This is a genomic window from Chloroflexota bacterium (assembly GCA_013152435.1).
In the GTDB taxonomy this organism is placed as follows: domain Bacteria; phylum Chloroflexota; class Anaerolineae; order DUEN01; family DUEN01; genus DUEN01.
The window spans coordinates 32,967-47,720 of record JAADGJ010000035.1 but is presented as its reverse complement, the minus strand read 5'-3'; the positions used below and the strand labels follow the sequence as shown (position 1 = coordinate 47,720).

The 14,754-nt window shown below is 69.1% G+C and carries 14 protein-coding genes; all 14 read left to right on the top strand.

Annotation, left to right across the window (positions count from 1 at the left end; translation table 11 throughout):
• Nucleotide 1 precedes the first annotated feature (1 nt).
• The 14 genes from GXP39_04415 to GXP39_04350 are packed head-to-tail and all read left to right on the top strand — an operon-like array spanning nt 2 to nt 14,526.
• Nucleotides 2–1,261, top strand: coding sequence for a glycosyltransferase family 4 protein (locus GXP39_04415; GenBank protein NOZ27285.1), 1,260 nt, complete (start codon nt 2–4; stop codon nt 1,259–1,261).
• 60 nt (nt 1,262–1,321) lie between these two features.
• Entirely contained in the window at nt 1,322–2,758 is a 1,437-nt protein-coding gene (locus GXP39_04410) for a hypothetical protein (GenBank protein ID NOZ27284.1), read from the top strand.
• Nucleotides 2,755–3,894, top strand: coding sequence for a glycosyltransferase family 4 protein (locus tag GXP39_04405; GenBank protein ID NOZ27283.1), 1,140 nt, complete (start codon nt 2,755–2,757; stop codon nt 3,892–3,894). Before GXP39_04410 ends, GXP39_04405 begins: the two co-directional genes overlap by 4 nt.
• Nucleotides 3,894–5,045 (top strand): glycosyltransferase family 4 protein, encoded by a 1,152-nt coding sequence (locus GXP39_04400; protein ID NOZ27282.1) that lies wholly within the window; start codon nt 3,894–3,896, stop codon nt 5,043–5,045. The genes GXP39_04405 and GXP39_04400 overlap by 1 nt, the downstream gene beginning before the upstream one ends.
• A complete protein-coding gene (locus tag GXP39_04395; protein NOZ27281.1) occupies nt 5,042–6,112 on the top strand; it encodes a glycosyltransferase family 4 protein in 1,071 nt (356 codons plus the stop codon). Before GXP39_04400 ends, GXP39_04395 begins: the two co-directional genes overlap by 4 nt.
• The gene (locus GXP39_04390) at nt 6,105–7,919 is read left to right on the top strand and encodes a hypothetical protein (GenBank protein ID NOZ27280.1); all 1,815 of its coding nucleotides are present in this window, start codon (nt 6,105–6,107) and stop codon (nt 7,917–7,919) included. Before GXP39_04395 ends, GXP39_04390 begins: the two co-directional genes overlap by 8 nt.
• Nucleotides 7,920–7,929: 10 nt before the next feature.
• Nucleotides 7,930–8,865 carry a glycosyltransferase family 4 protein gene (locus GXP39_04385; GenBank protein ID NOZ27279.1) on the top strand — a complete coding sequence of 312 codons (936 nt, stop codon included), beginning with the start codon at nt 7,930–7,932 and terminating at the stop codon, nt 8,863–8,865.
• A complete protein-coding gene (locus tag GXP39_04380; protein ID NOZ27278.1) occupies nt 8,862–9,338 on the top strand; it encodes a hypothetical protein in 477 nt (158 codons plus the stop codon). The genes GXP39_04385 and GXP39_04380 overlap by 4 nt, the downstream gene beginning before the upstream one ends.
• Complete coding sequence (locus GXP39_04375; protein ID NOZ27277.1) at nt 9,335–9,784, top strand: hypothetical protein; 450 nt, start codon at nt 9,335–9,337, stop codon at nt 9,782–9,784. The genes GXP39_04380 and GXP39_04375 overlap by 4 nt, the downstream gene beginning before the upstream one ends.
• 7 nt (nt 9,785–9,791) lie before the next feature.
• Nucleotides 9,792–10,379 carry an N-acetyltransferase gene (locus GXP39_04370; protein ID NOZ27276.1) on the top strand — a complete coding sequence of 196 codons (588 nt, stop codon included), beginning with the start codon at nt 9,792–9,794 and terminating at the stop codon, nt 10,377–10,379.
• On the top strand, nt 10,376–11,590 hold the full coding sequence (locus tag GXP39_04365; protein ID NOZ27275.1) for a glycosyltransferase family 39 protein: 1,215 nt from the start codon (nt 10,376–10,378) through the stop codon (nt 11,588–11,590). Before GXP39_04370 ends, GXP39_04365 begins: the two co-directional genes overlap by 4 nt.
• Before the next feature lie 22 nt (nt 11,591–11,612).
• Complete coding sequence (locus GXP39_04360; GenBank protein ID NOZ27274.1) at nt 11,613–12,620, top strand: Gfo/Idh/MocA family oxidoreductase; 1,008 nt, start codon at nt 11,613–11,615, stop codon at nt 12,618–12,620.
• Between the two features lie 14 nt (nt 12,621–12,634).
• Nucleotides 12,635–13,609: an NAD-dependent epimerase/dehydratase family protein gene (locus GXP39_04355; protein NOZ27273.1), complete on the top strand. Its 975-nt coding sequence runs from the start codon at nt 12,635–12,637 to the stop codon at nt 13,607–13,609.
• Nucleotides 13,606–14,526: an NAD-dependent epimerase/dehydratase family protein gene (locus tag GXP39_04350; GenBank protein ID NOZ27272.1), complete on the top strand. Its 921-nt coding sequence runs from the start codon at nt 13,606–13,608 to the stop codon at nt 14,524–14,526. Before GXP39_04355 ends, GXP39_04350 begins: the two co-directional genes overlap by 4 nt.
• Nucleotides 14,527–14,754 lie beyond the last annotated feature (228 nt).

The window sequence follows — 14,754 nt, the reverse complement described above, 5'->3', positions numbered from 1 at the left end:
CGTGCTCCCCGATCGACATCCGACGGGCGCCTGGCCCCGCCGGGTCCTGTACGTGGACCTGGCCCCCGGCTTTGGTGGGTCGATCTATAGCTTGCTGCTGCTCCTGACGCATCTGGATCGTACCCGTTGGGAGCCGATGGTGGTGTTGTCGGCGCGCAGCCCGGCCGGCGCCCGCTTTGAGGCGCTCGATGTCCCGGTGTGGCGGGTGCGCACGGGCGTGGGGGCTCGTCGAGCTCCCACGTTGGGGCAGCGAGCGGCCGCGAGCCCCGTGGCCGGGCGTTTGTGGCGCCAGCCCTGGTTCGCCCGGGCGTGGGGCCTGGCCCGTTGGGGACGGCGGCTGGCCACCCGGCTGTTGCCCGAGGCCCGATCGCTGGCCCGGGTGATGCGCGAGAGCGGGGCCGATCTGGTTCATCTCAACGATTCGTTGACCATGAGCCGGCCGGGCCTGCTGGCGGCGGTCTGGTGCGCCCGGCCGTGCGTGTGTCACGTGCGCAGCTTCGACCGGCTGGGGTGGGGGGATCGGTGGCTGGCCGGACGGGTGCATCGGTTCATTTACATCAGCCGCGCGTTGCAGCGGGCCTACGAGGAGCAGGGGATCCCGACCGGCCGTGGTGAGGTCGTGTACAATGCCGTCGAGCCGCGTCGATTTGAGGTGGAGGTGGGCCGGGATGAGGCTCGCCGCGCGTTGGGGATCCCGCAGGATGCACTCGTCGTGGCCACGTTGGGTCGTCTGGTCCCGTGGAAGGGCCAGGATCTGCTCCTGCGGGCGTTGGCGCGCCTGATCGATCGCTGGCCCAGCCTGGTGGGGCTGATCGTGGGCGGGGAGGAGATCTACGCGCCGGAGTATCCCGCCCAGCTGCGGGCACTGGCGCGCGAGCTGGGGATCGAAGGGTATGTGCGCTTCCTGGGGCATCGGCCGGACGTGCCGCGGGTTCTGGCGGCGGCCGATGTGATCGCGCACACGCCGGTGGAGCCGGAGCCGTTCGGTCGGGTGGTGATCGAGGCGATGGCGGCGCGTCGCCCGGTGGTGGCGGCGGACATCGGCGCCCTCCCGGAGCTGGTCACGGACGGCCGAGAGGGGCTGCTGGTGCCGCCGGGGGATGTTCCCCGGCTGGCGGACGCGCTGGCCGCGCTGCTGGCCGATGGGGAGATGCGGAGGCGGATGGGCGCGGCCGGGCGTGACCGGGTGCTGCGTGCGTTCACCGTGGAGCGCTACGTGCGCGGGGTGATGGGCGTGTATGATCGCCTGATGGTGAGATGATAGGGCCGGGAGAGGATCGCGAACCCGCGGTGAGGGGGGATCGGAGCGAGGAGTGTGGACGTGTTGAGGGTATGGAGCCTGATCGATCATCCGGCCGTGCGGGTCGCCGGACGACTGGCCATTGGGGTCCTGGCGGTTGCCCTGGGGGCTGGGTTGGGGTTGCTTTTGGCCTCCCCGGACTGGCCGCTGGCCGTCACGGCCGTGGGGCTGTCCGCCATCCTGTTGCTCCTCGTGATAGACCAGCGGGACGGCTTCCTGGCCTGGATGATCCTGGCTCCCTACGCCCGCTTCATCTATTTGGATATCAAGCTGGGGCGTGGCATTCCCGATCTGGGGCTTACCCGGCTGTGCGCGGGGTTCCTGACCCTGATCCTGCTGGCGCAGATGGCTCGTCGCCAGCGGAAGCCGCTGCGGGTCAACGGCATCGATGCGATGGCGCTGGCCTTCGGCGTCGGCATCATACTCTCGGCGTTCTCCGCCTCCGTGGGGCCCATCTCCGCCGTGCAGACGGTGGTGGACTTCTTCGGTATCCCGATGCTGGTCTACTACCTGGCGCGGCATCTGATCCGGAAGCCTGCGGACCTGGATCGGGCGTTGGGGGCGTTGTTGATCATCGGGAGCTATCTGGCCGTGCTCACAACCCGGGAGCAGCTCACCGGCGAGGTGCTGTTCCGGGGCGGCGATTGGGGGACCCGCTACAGCCCGCACATCCGCAAGGTAATTGGCCTGTTGGGGAACCCGGCTTCCATGGGCACCGCCCAAGCGGTGTTGCTGCCCTTCGCCGCCTATACCGGCCTGTACGCGTCCTCCCGAGCGCGCCGCTGGCTGGGGCGGGTGGTCGCCCTCCTGTTGTTGGTGGGTGTTGCCATGACGTATGTGCGCGCCGCCTGGTTGGCCGCCCTGGTCTCCTTGCTGGTCCTGTCCGCGTATGAGAGACGGTTGCGGCGGGTGGTGATCCCGACCCTCCTCACGGCGGGGATCCTGATCGCCGTCTTCTGGGGGCCTATCAGTCAGAGCTGGATCGTGCGTGAGCGGGTCTCCTCCTACCGCCCGATCGAGTATCGCCTGGCCGCCTTCGACTTGACCCGGCGCATGGTCGCCCGCAATCCATTGCTCGGCATCGGATACGGCAATTTCGGCAAGGTGGCCGCCCGGATGTACGGATGGGACCCGGATCGCAACATTTACGTGGACCCATCCCCGCACAACACCTTTCTGTTCATCCTCGCATCCGGCGGCCTGTTGGCGTTGGTGCCCTATCTGGGGCTCTTCGCGGCCATTCTGTGGGTGAGTTTGAGGCTGTTCCTCCGGACGCGCCGATTGAAACGCGGGCAGCCGGCGTTGCTGGTCGCGTTGTGGGGGGCAGTGGCTGCCTATGGGATCGCCATCTCCACCTTCGACGCCGCTAACGCCCAGTTCGCCAATATGCTCTTCTTCCTGGTGACGGGCATCGCCGTCGGATCGCAGGAGGCGGCCGTGGCGGAGACGGAGGCGTGATGCGCCTGGCGATGCTGGGGCCGTATCCGCTGGAGCCCGATGCGCTGGCGGGGGGCGTGGACGCGGTGATGGCGACGCTGGTGCCCGCCTTGGCCCGTGTGGGGCGGCTGGAGGTCCACGTGATCACCGCCCGTGCCGGGGAGGAAGCGCGTGTGGTCGAGCGTCCTGAGGCGATGGTGCACGTGGTGCCCCGGCGCCCACTGGGACGGCTGACGCTGTACCGGCGGGACGTCGCCGCGCTTCGTCGGGCCATCGATCGCGTGCAGCCCGATCTCGTGCATGCCCATGGGGCGGGCATGGTCTACGTCGATGCGGCGATGGGATGCGGCCGCCCGGCCGTGATCACGCTGCACGGCGTGATCTTCCGAGAGGCGGCGCTGGTGAGGGGGTGGCGCAACCGGCTGCGGTGGCAGATGGACGCGCTCTACGAGCGTTACTGCGTGCGGCGGGCGAAGCACGTCATCGCCATCAGCCCGTATATCCAGCGTGAGTACCGCCGGTGGCTGCGCGGCCGCGTGTATTCCGTCGAGAACCCGATCGACGATCGCTTCTTCGCCTCGGTCGGCGAGCCGGAGCCGGGTCTGGTTCTGTGTCCCGCCCGGGTGATCCCGCGCAAGGGCATCCTGGAGCTGTTGAGGGCGTTTCGGGTGGTGGCCGAGCGCCTGCCAGGGGCCCGACTGGAGATCGTCGGGCAACTGGACGTCGATCCGGACTACGCGGCCGTGTGCCGTGCATACGTGGCTGATCACGCCCTGGGCGATCAGGTCCGTTTCCTGGGCGCGCTGGCGGCCGATGAGATGGCGATGGCGTACGGCCGTGCGGCCGTGGTCGCCCTGGCGTCTCACCAGGAGACCGCCCCGGTGGTCATCGCCGAGGCGATGGCGGCCGGGCGGCCGGTGGTGGCCACCGATGTGGGCGGCGTGGCACACATGGTAGCCGATGGGCGCACGGGGCGCGTGGTCCCGCGTGGGGACGTCGCGGCGCTGGCGGATGCGCTGCGGGCGTTGCTGGCCGACCCCGATGGGGCGCGGGTCATGGGCGCGGCCGGCCGTGCGGAGGCGGAGACGCGCTTTCGGGCGGCGGCGGTGGCGGAGCGCACGCTGGCGGTGTATCGTCAGGTGCTGGAGGCGGGCTGATGGCTCGGCTCCGGGTCGCCCTGGTCAGCCTCTACCCGTTCGATCCCGCCCGCGTGCCCGGTGGCGTGCGGGCGGTGGCCGTCAACCTGGCCGCCGCGCTGCGGGCCGATCCCGACCTGGAGCTGCACGTCGTCTGTTGCCACTCCGATATCCCGCGGGACGAGGTGCGACGTGAGGATGGGCTGACCGTGCATTATCTGAGCCGGCCGCGCCGCCGCGTGATCCCCAACATGATCACCGGGCTGGTTCCCGTCGCCCGACGGCTGCGGGAGATCCGGCCGGATGTGGTGAACGCCCACGGCTCCCATTACGCCGTCGCCGCGTTGCTGGCCGGGTTTACGCCGGTGTGGACGTTGCACGGGATCGCCCATCGCGAGCGGGAGGTAGCCCGGTCGCGATCCCTGCGCCTGAGCCTGTGGCTGACCGGCCTGTACGATCGCTATGTCCTGGCCCGTGTGCGAGACATCATCGCCGTCAGCCCCTACGTGCAGCGCGAGTATCAGCGGCTGGGGGGGCGCCGGGCGAGGTGGCATGTGATCTTCAACCCGGTGCCCGAGCGGTTCTTCGCCGTGCGGGGTGACGGCCGGCCGGGGCGTGTGCTGATGACCGGGACCATCATGCCGCTGAAGGACGTGCTCACGCTGGTGGCGGCGATCGAGCGCCTGCGCGACGAGGGGCAATCGGTTGTGTTACACGTGGCGGGACGGAGCACGGATGAGGTATATTTCGCCCGGGTGAAGGAGTACGTCACGGCCCATAAGCTGGGGGAGCACGTGCGCTTTCTCGGCCTGCTGGACCATCGACGCCTGCTGGCCGAGCTAAAGGAGGCCCGGGTGGTGGCCCTGGCCTCCCGCCAGGAGGCGGCCCCCATGAGCCTGGCGGAGGCGATGGCGGCCGGTCGGCCGGTGGTGGCGACGCGAGTGGGCGGCGTGCCCGACTTGGTGGCGGACGGCGTGACAGGCTTCCTGGTGCCGCCGGGCGATCCCGCGGCACTGGCCGAGCGGCTGGCCCGGATCCTGGGCGACGAGGCGTCGCGGCGGGCCATGGGTGAGCGGGCGCGAAAGGCGGCGGAGCGGTTTCGGGCGTCCAGGGTGGCGGCGGCCTACAAGCGGGTGTACGAGTTGGCCGCCGCGTACGGGAAGGCGGTATGAGCAGCCGACGGGTGCTGGTGTTCGGCGAGCGGTTGCGTCCCCCGGCCGACGAGGGCATCAAGAAGGTGACGGTCCGCCTGGCCCGGGCGCTGCGTGACCACGCGGATGTGAGCCTGTTGACCGCTCACGGGGCGGATGTGCCCGAGTGGGGCTGCGTGAACGTGGCGGCCAACCGGATGCTGCTCGGGCGGGAGGTGGCCCGGCGGGTCGCCCACTGCCGGGCGGACGTCGTGATCTACGTGCCGACGGCGTCGCTGACGGCGGCGGCTTTGCTGCGGGCCTGGCTCCTGCGACGCTATGCCGGCGGGGCTTCTCTGTTGATGCTGGCGTTGCAGCCGCGCCCCGTGACATCGCTCTCTCGTGTCGTGGCCCGGGTGCCGGGGATGGCGGCGATCCGGATAGCCGTCATGAGCGAACGCACGGCGCGGCAGACCCAGACGCTCGGGCTGCGACCCATCTGGTGGGCGCCCGGGGTCGATGTCCATCGCTTTCGGCCGCTGGACGAGGCGGATCGCAGAGCCCTGCGGGCGCGCTACGGCTTCGCCGATGGGGATTTCGTGGTGGCACACGTGGGCCATCTCAGAAGCGGGCGTAACGTCCGTCTCCTGACCGACCTGGCGCGGGAGGGGATCCAGGCGGTGTTGGTGGGCAGCACGAGCACGCCTCAGGAGGAGGCGTTAAGGGCTACGTTGGAGGCCGCGGGCGTGCGCGTCATCACCGAATATCTGCCATGTGTGGAGGAGATCTACCAGGTGGCCGATTGTTACCTCTTCCCGACCCCTTATGCGGAGGGGGAGGTCTCATCGATCGATGTGCCGCTGTCCGTGCTGGAGGCGATGGCGTGTGACCGGCCGGTGGTGACGACCCCCTTCGGAGGATTGCCGCGCCTGTTCGACGAGGGGGACGGGCTGTTCTACGCCGCGACGGAGGCGGAGATCCTGGAGGCCGTGCGGACGGTGCGAGCGGGCGTCCCCGTGAACACGCGGCGGAAGGTATCCGATCATACGTGGTCGCGAGCGGCGCGGGCGCTGTTGGCGACGGCGGGCTCGGGAGGCGGCCGTGTCTGAGGCGATGATCGGCGTCCCGCCCGATGTGGCCTGGGCCACCTGGCTGCTGGCGCCCATCTCGGGCATCTCGGTCCCGTTGCCGTCGTATCCCCTCTCCGGTCCGGATGTGTTGCGCCTCTTGCAGCGTAACAAGGTACCGTTGCTCTGGTTACGAGAGGATAGCCGCCCGGAGGGGGCGCCACTGTATGCCGGGGACGGCTGGCGGGCGGCGATGGCGGCCGAGGAGGCGCGGTGGCGGGCGCAGCGAGAGGCCTTCGCCGAGGTGGCCGAGGCGTGGGCGGCCGAGGGCATCCGGCCGGTGCTCATCAAATCCCTGGGGCCGTCGCCTGCGTTCCCGTACACCAGCGACAACGTGGACGCCCTGGTGCCGCCCGATCGGATATTGGACGCCCGCGCGGCCCTGCGGCGGTTGGGCTATGTGGAGCTTCGGCATCTGGAGGAGCCGAGCAAGTATCTGTTCAAACGCTTCCACGCCGGTCGTGAGGTGAGCGCCGTGCACGTGCACGGACAGATCGAGTGGCACGTGCCCTTCCTGGACGCCCGGCGTGTGGGGCGAGATGCCCGGCAGGCGGGGGATGATCCGCTGGTGTGGGCGCCGCATCCGTCCGACGGATTGGCGATCGTGCTGGCCCACGCGTTGTACGAGAACAAGGACGTGCGGCTGGTGGACCTGGCCCGCGCCGGGTACGCGGTGCGCCGGCCCGGCTTCGACTGGGGCCGCGTCTTCGCCACGGCCGAGGGAAAGGGATGGCTGGACGGGCTGGCGGGGATGTTGTGGCTGTGGGACGCGCTGGCCCGGGCGTTGAGCGGACGGTCTGTGTTGCCCGCCGAGGTGCTGGAGGCCGCCCGTGAAGCAGCGCCGGGCGCGTTCCTGAGCGCGCTCGATCGGCGGCTGCGCCAGCGGCTGGAGTTCCCGTTCGCCATCCCCTTTGGGGTCTCCAAGCGGCTGTTCTTCGCCAAGATGTGGCGGGCGGCCGATCGGGAGCCCCGCCAGCGACTGCGGGACATCGTCGTGCACGCCGTGTACGGCACGCGACGGCGCGTGGGCATCCGGAGCCAGCCGGGGGCCCTGTACGCGATCAGCGGGGTGGACGGGTCCGGGAAGACGACGCAGGCGAGGGCGCTCCACGACGCGTTCGAGCAGTGCGGCGTGCGGACGGAGTGCGTGTGGAGCCGCCCCGGTAGCTCACCCCTGGTGGCCGGCGCGCTCCGGGTGGCGCGGCGGATGCGACGCCATCCTGAGGCGGTGGAGGACCGGGCGCGGCGGGAGGCGGAGCGGGCCCGGCGTTTCCGTCAGCCTTGGGCGCGTGCGCTCTGGCCCTGGATCGTGGGGGCGGATCTGAGCCTGGCCGTGCTCGTCCGGATATGGCCCCGGCTGTGGCTCGGCCGGGTGGTCGTGGCGGATCGGTACGTGCTGGACGCGCTGGCGGATCTGGCGGCGCGCCTGGATGATCCGGGCGTGTGGGCCCATCCGGCCGTTCGGCTGGCGCGCTGGCTGGCCCCGCGGCCGCGGGAGACGTTCCTGTTGGATCTGGATCCGGAGACCGCACTGGCCCGCAAGGGGGGAGACGAGTGGCTGCCGCTGCTGCGGGCGCAGTCGGAGGCGTATCGCCGCCTTGCAGGCGAGCCGGGCGTGTGCCGGGTGGACGCCGATCGGCCGTGGGAGGACGTGAGCGACGAGATCGTGTACCGGGCGCTCACCGATTATTTCGACGCCTTTTGGACGCGTTGGAACGTGATCCTGCTCTCCAACCCCAGACCACTGCCCGCCGCGCTGCGCGAGGCATCGGCGCGAGGCGAGGCGTGACGAGGCGGCTGTGCACGTCCTGCTGGTGACCAACATGTATCCCACGCCGGATCGTCCGGCGGCGGGGATCTTCGTAGCCGAACAGGTGGCGTCCCTGGAGAGGCTGGGCGTGACCTTTGACGTGCTCTACGTGGATGGGCGGCGGAGCTCCCTGAACTACGCGTGGGGTGTGCCGCGCCTGTGGGCCCAGCTGCGTCGCGCCCGGTATGATCTGATTCACGCCCATTACGTGTTTTCGGGTTGGATCGCCCGGTTGCAGTGGGGACGGCCGCTGGTGCTTACCCATCACGGGATCGAGGTGCTGACGGGCTGGACGGCGCCGCTCTGTCGGTGGGCCTCTCGCTGGGCCGATCAGGTGATCGTGGTCTCGCAGGCGATGCAGCGGGCGTTGGCGCCCATTCCCTCTCATGTGATCCCCTGCGGCGTGGACCTGACGCTATTCCGGCCGGGGGATCGTGCGGCCGCTCGAGCTGCGCTGGGGTTGGAGCCGGATCGCCCGCTGGTGTTATTCGCGGGCGATCTCCGCCCTGAGAAGCGGTATCCGTTGGCGCAGGCGGCGGTCGCTCACCTGCGGGCGATGGGCACCGATGCGGCGCTGGTCACGCTCACCGGGCAGCCGCACGACCGGGTGCCGTTGTACATGCAGGCCTGCGATGTCCTCATCCTGACGTCGACGCACGAGGGCTCGCCGATGGTGGTGAAGGAGGCGATGGCCTGTAATCTGCCCGTGGTCTCGGTGGACGTCGGCGACGTGGCCGAGGTGATCGGCGGGACGGAAGGGTGCGTCGTGGCGGAGGCCGACCCCGAGAAGCTGGCGATGGGATTGCAGAGGGCGCTGGCGCATGGTCGGACGAATGGCCGGGCGGCGGTAGAGCGGTTCGACCTGGATCGAGTCGCCCGTCAGGTTTTGGAGGTGTATCGGATGGTGATGGAGGAGGCGGCTTGAAGGTTTTGGTCGTCCTGGGGTCTGGCGGTCATACCAAGGAGATGGTGCGTCTGGTCGAGCTGCTGGGGCCGGAGTACGAGTACAGCTATCTGATCGCCGAGGATGATCCGATCTCGGAGTCCAAGATTCAGCAGCCCGGCCCCGTGTTCCGGGCGTTGCGCCCGCGCTTTCAGGACGATCCGCCCTGGCGGGTCCTGTGGAAGCTGGTGATCTCTGGGGTTCAGGCGAGGCGGGCACTGCGCCAGGTTCGCCCGGACGTGGTGTTGAGCGCTGGGCCTGGGCTGGCCGTGCCGGTCTCGTTGTTGGGCAAGTGGATGGGAGCCCGGGTGATCTACGTGGAGACCGCCTCGCCCGTTCATTACCTGACGACCACGGGCAAGATCATGCGGCATCTGGCTGATCTGTTCTTCGTCCAGTGGCCGGAGCTGCAATCGCAGGTGCCCGGCGCCATCTACGCGGGGAGGCTGTGGTGATCTTCGTCACGGTGGGCCATACGGACTTCGATGCGCTGGTGCGGGAGATGGATCGGCTGGCGCCCGAGCTGGACGACGAGGTGCTCATGCAGATCGGGCGGGGCGCTTACGAGCCGGAGCATGCGCGCTACTTCCGCTACGCGCCCGCTTTGGAGCCGTACATGGAGCGGGCCGATGTGGTCGTCTGCCACGCGGGGCTGGGGGTGATCGTGGAGGCGCTGGGGTTGGGGAAGAGGGTGGTCTGCGTGCCCAATCCCGCCACCTACCACGGCCACCAGGCGAGCCTGGCGGAGATCTTCTCCCGCGACGGGCATCTGATCTGGTGCCGTCGGGTGGAGGATCTAAAGGAGTCGCTGGAGCAGGCGCGCTCGTTCGTTCCGGTACCGTATGAGCCGCCGCCCTGTCGCATTCACGAGGTCATTCACGCATATCTACGGAGCATCTGAGGGAGCGATGAGCGAGAAGCCATGGATTCACCCGACCGCGGAGGTCTCGCCCGAGGCCCAGATTGGGCCAGGGACGCGCATCTGGCATCACGCCCAGGTGCGGGAGGGCGCTGTGATCGGCCGGGAGTGCGTTTTGGGGAAGAGCGTATATGTCGGTCGTGGCGTCGTCGTCGGCGATCATGTGAAGATTCAGAACAACGCGTCCGTGTATCACGGCGTTACGTTGGAGGACGGCGTGTTCGTGGGACCGCACGCCTGTTTGACGAACGATCGATACCCACGTGCCATCACGCCCGACGGGCGGCTGAAGGCGGACGAGGATTGGGAGGTGCTGCCCATCCGGGTATGTCGCGGCGCGTCCATCGGCGCTGGCGCTATCCTGCTGGCGGGGGTCACCGTGGGGCCGTTCGCCCTGGTGGGGGCCGGCGCGGTGGTGACCCGGGACGTCCCGGCGCAGGGGCTGGTGTTGGGGAACCCGGCGCGGCTGGCGGGCTATGTCTGCCGTTGCGGCCATCCCTTGCACGATCAGGGCGACGAGCAGGTCTGCCCCAAGTGTGGCGCCTCCTATCGGCTGGGGGATGACGAGGGCGCATGAGAAGGCTGCTGCGGTCGCAGGCGCTGTGGGGGATCGCCATCTTCCTGCTGGCGCTTGCCCTGCGCCTGGCGTATGTGACCCTGTTCGTGGGATGGGATTACGTGCCCCAGCGCGATGCGGCCGAGTACAGCGCGATCGCGGCGAACCTGGCTGCCGGCCATGGGTATCGCCTGCCGTCTGGGGAGTTGACCGCGATTCGACCCCCGCTGTTCCCGCTGCTGTTGGCGGGGGTCTACGCGATCTTCGGCGTCCACTACGGCGCGGCGCTGGTGGTGCAGGGGCTTTTGGGCGCGTTGACGTGTGTGATCGTGTATCGGGTAGGGGCTGAGGCGTTTGGGGAGTGGCCCGGCCGGCTGGCCGGGGGGATGGCGGCCGGCTATCCGCTGCTCATCTACAATGATGGCCAGCTCTTGTCGGAGACGATCTTCCTGGTGTGGGTGACGCTGGCCCTGTGGGCGATGCTGCGGCTGGCGCGCCGTCTTCGCACGCGAGAGGTGGTCGTCCTGGGGATCGCGTTGGGACTGGTGGCGCTCACCCGGCCGAACGGGCTCATCCTGTGGGCGGGCGTCGTCATCTGGGCGCTGTGGTATTGGCGACGGCGGGGCTGGCCCGTCGTGGGCGCCGTCACCCTGATCGTGCTCCTGCTGTTGACGCCGTGGGTCGTGCGCAACTGGATCGCCATGGACGCCTTCATCCCGGCGAGCACGATGGGAGGGGCCGTGCTGCTGGGCTCGTACAATGAGATCGTGCTGGAGGATCCGGCGTATCGGGGGGATTGGGTCTCCCCGTGCCGGGTGCCGGGCGCCCGGTGCGGCGAGGCGATGAGCGAGGTGGCGCGCGATCGATTGTGGCGCGCCATGGGGTTGGCCTTCATCCGCTCGCACGTGAAAGATCTGCCGGAGATGGCGTTTTGGCGATTCGTCAACTTCTGGCACCTGTACCGCTTCACGCGGGGCTTCCCGGAGAATCTGGGGTTCTACGCCTATGTGGCGATGGCGGCGCTGGCCGTGGTGGGAGCGGGGCTATACCGGTCGCGATGGAAGCTCCTGAGCCCCCTATATGTGGTCGTGATTTGCTTTACCGCCAATGCGCTGGTATTCTGGGGCGGTTTTCGTATGCGTGCCCCGGTGGAGCCGGTTTTACTGGTTCTGGCCGCGGGTGCCCTGTGGCGCATCGGCGTGGGGATCAAACAGCAAGCCATCACGCGATGAGGAAGGATCGTGTGGTGGTGGCTTGGAGATGGCGATGATACAAGCGGCAGTGATCGGCGTTGGCGCGATGGGGCGCAACCACGCGCGCATCCTGGCGCAGATGGAAGATGTCGACCTGGTGGCCGTGGCAGATGTGGAGCCCGAGATCGTGGAGCGCGTGGCGCGCACGTACAAGGCCAACGCCTACACGGATTATCGGGAGATGCTGGATCGGGAACGGCTGGACATCGTGACTATTGCGGTGCCCACCCGGGCCCATTGCAAGGTAGCCAGCGACGTGATCGCCCATGGCCTGCACGTGTTCGTGGAGAAGCCGCTGGCGGCTTCGGTGCGTGAGGGGCGGGAGCTGATCGACGCCGCCCGGGCGCGAGGGATCACGCTGGCGGTGGGGCATATCGAGCGCTTCAACCCGGTCATCATCGAGCTGAAGCGCCGGCTGGAGGCGGGACAGGTCGGCCGCGTCTTCCAGATGATCGCCCGCCGCGTGGGGCCGTTCCCATCCCGCGTGGAGGATGTGGGCGTCGTCTTCGATCTGGCCACCCACGAGCTCAACATCATGGAGTACCTGAACGGGGCTCCCATCCAGTTCCTGTATGCGGAGACGGAGCGGGAGATCCACGCCCAGCACGAGGACCTGCTCTCCGGCCTCCTCAAGTTTCGCAACGGCACCATCGGCCTGCTGGATGTCAACTGGTTGACGCCCACCAAGATCCGACAGCTCACCGTCCTGGGCGAACGGGGCATGTTCCTGGTCAACTATCTGACCCAGGAACTGTTCTTTTACGAGAACAGCTCGGCCAACGGCTGGGAGGGATTGGTGGCCCTGATGGGGGTGAGCGAGGGGAAGGTGACCCGCTACGAGATCCTGCGGCGGGAGCCGTTGAAGGAGGAGCTGGAGGCCTTCGTTCGCTCCGTGAGGCGGGGCGAGCCGCCTCTGGTAGGCGGCGAGGAGGGGCTGCGTGCCGTGTACCTGGCGGAGAAGCTGGTGGAGTCGGGGCGGGAACGGCGGCTCATCCGCCTGGACTTGTGAGCGCGGAGACGGACGTGTTGACGCTTACGGGGAAGTCGGTGCTGGTGACGGGCGGGGCCGGATTCATCGGCAGTCATCTGGTGGACCGGCTCATCGCCGAGCGGCCGGGCCGCCTGATCGTGGTCGATAACCTCTTCCTGGGCAAACGGGAGAACCTGGAGGAGGCGCGACGGGCCTATCCGTCCCTGCGCTTCTATCCGGAGGATGTGAGCCGGCCGCAGACCATGCGGCGCATTTTGGAGGAGGAGGAGGTCGAGATCGTCTTCGATCTGGCGACCATCCCTCTGCCGGCCTCGCTGCGGCGTCCCAAGTGGGCCAGCCGTAGCATCCTGGAGATGGCCCTGAACGTGTGCGAGCTAGGGCGTCAGGGGATGTACCGGACGTTGATCCACTGCTCTAGCTCGGAGGCGTACGGCAGCGCGCAGTACGTGCCCATGGACGAGGCGCATCCGCTGGCGGTGGAGACGCCGTACGCGGCGGCGAAGGCGGCGGCCGACCTCCTGGTGCGCTCCTATGCCCGCACCTTTGGGCTGGATACGGTCATCGTGCGCCCCTTCAACACCTATGGGCCGCGGCAGAACGAGCGTCAGTACGCGGGCGTCATCCCCATCGTGATCCGGCGCATCCTGGCGGGGCAGGCGCCCGTCATCTACGGAGACGGCGAGCAGACCCGGGATTACACCTTCGTCACCGACATCGCCGAGGGCATGGTGGCCGCGTCCCGGAGCGAGGCGGCTCGTGGCCGTGTGATCAACCTGGCGAGCGGACAGGAGGTCAGCGTCAACCGACTGGTCCGCCTGATCTGCCAGGCGCTGGGGTACGAGGGGGAGATCCATCATGCTCCCCCGCGCCCGGCCGACGTGCGCCGTCATCTGGCGGATGCGAGCCTGGCTCATTCGTTGCTGGGCTGGCGGCCCCGCGTGTCGCTGGAGGAGGGGATCGCCCGCACGGTGCATTGGTACGTGAGCCGGCTGGGATCGGCGGGATGAGCGCCATCGAACGGGTAGCCGTGACGGGCGCGTCCGGCTACATCGGGCGGCATTTCCTGCGCTGGCGGGCGCGTGAGGGATCGCCCGCCGTGGCGGTGGTGCGCCGGGATGTCCCTCTGCCGGACGCGGCCGCGGTGCGGGTGGCGGATATCCTGGACCTGGACGCGTTGACGCGGGCCTTCGCCGGATGTGAGGCCGTGGTGCATCTGGCCTGCATGCCCGTGGCGGGCTGCTGGGAGGACCCGGTGGAGGGATTCCGGGTCAACGCGCTGGGGACGGTTCATGTGTTGACCGCCGCTCGTCGGGCCGGTGTACGACGTGTGGTGTACACATCCTCGGCTCAGGTCTACGGCCGGCCGGAGTCGCTGCCCGTGGCGGAGGATGTCCCCTGCCGCCCCGTCACGCCGTATGGCGCCGGCAAGCTGAGCGGGGAGATCTGGTGCCGTGCCGCGGTCCAGGCGGAGGGGATCGAGGCGGTCGTGCTGCGCCTGTTCAACGTGTACGGCCCCGCGGTAGATGGCTCTCCCCGGCCGACCGTTGAGGCGCTCTTCCTGCGATCGGTGTGGGAGGGGCGGCCGCCCGTCGTGCGGGGGCACCCGGAGCACGTGCGGGATTTCGTGCATGTGACCGATGTGGTGCGGGCGCTGGAGCGGGCGTTGGCGGTCCCCCAGGCCGACGGCGAGCCGATCAACATCGGGACGGGGCGCGGGACCTCCATGGTTCAGCTGGCCCGGATGGCCGGTCGGGCGTGGGGGAAGTCGGTAGAGCCCCAGGTGGAACCCCCAACGGAGGAGCCCATTCGGCTGGAGGCGGACATCGGCCGGGCGCGTCGGTGGCTGCGTTGGGAGCCCGAGGTCACGCTGGAGGATGGGCTGGCCGCATTGGCGCGTGCCATCACGAGGGCGCGAGGGGGATGATCTTGTGCCCTTTTCGTGTGGGAATACGGCGGGGGGCTTTGAGGGGCACAGCCCCTCGCAAGAAGCTTCCTGGCTTCCGTTCCTGACCTGCCTCGTCTGGCCTTGTCCGCATTTGGATTCACTATCGACGGCCCCCCGTGTTTGGAAGCCGACCGGCTCTGTGCTACAATGGGCGCCGGCCGGTTGGTGGTGGGTCCGGCCTCCATCGCTGTGATCTCCCCGTAGATC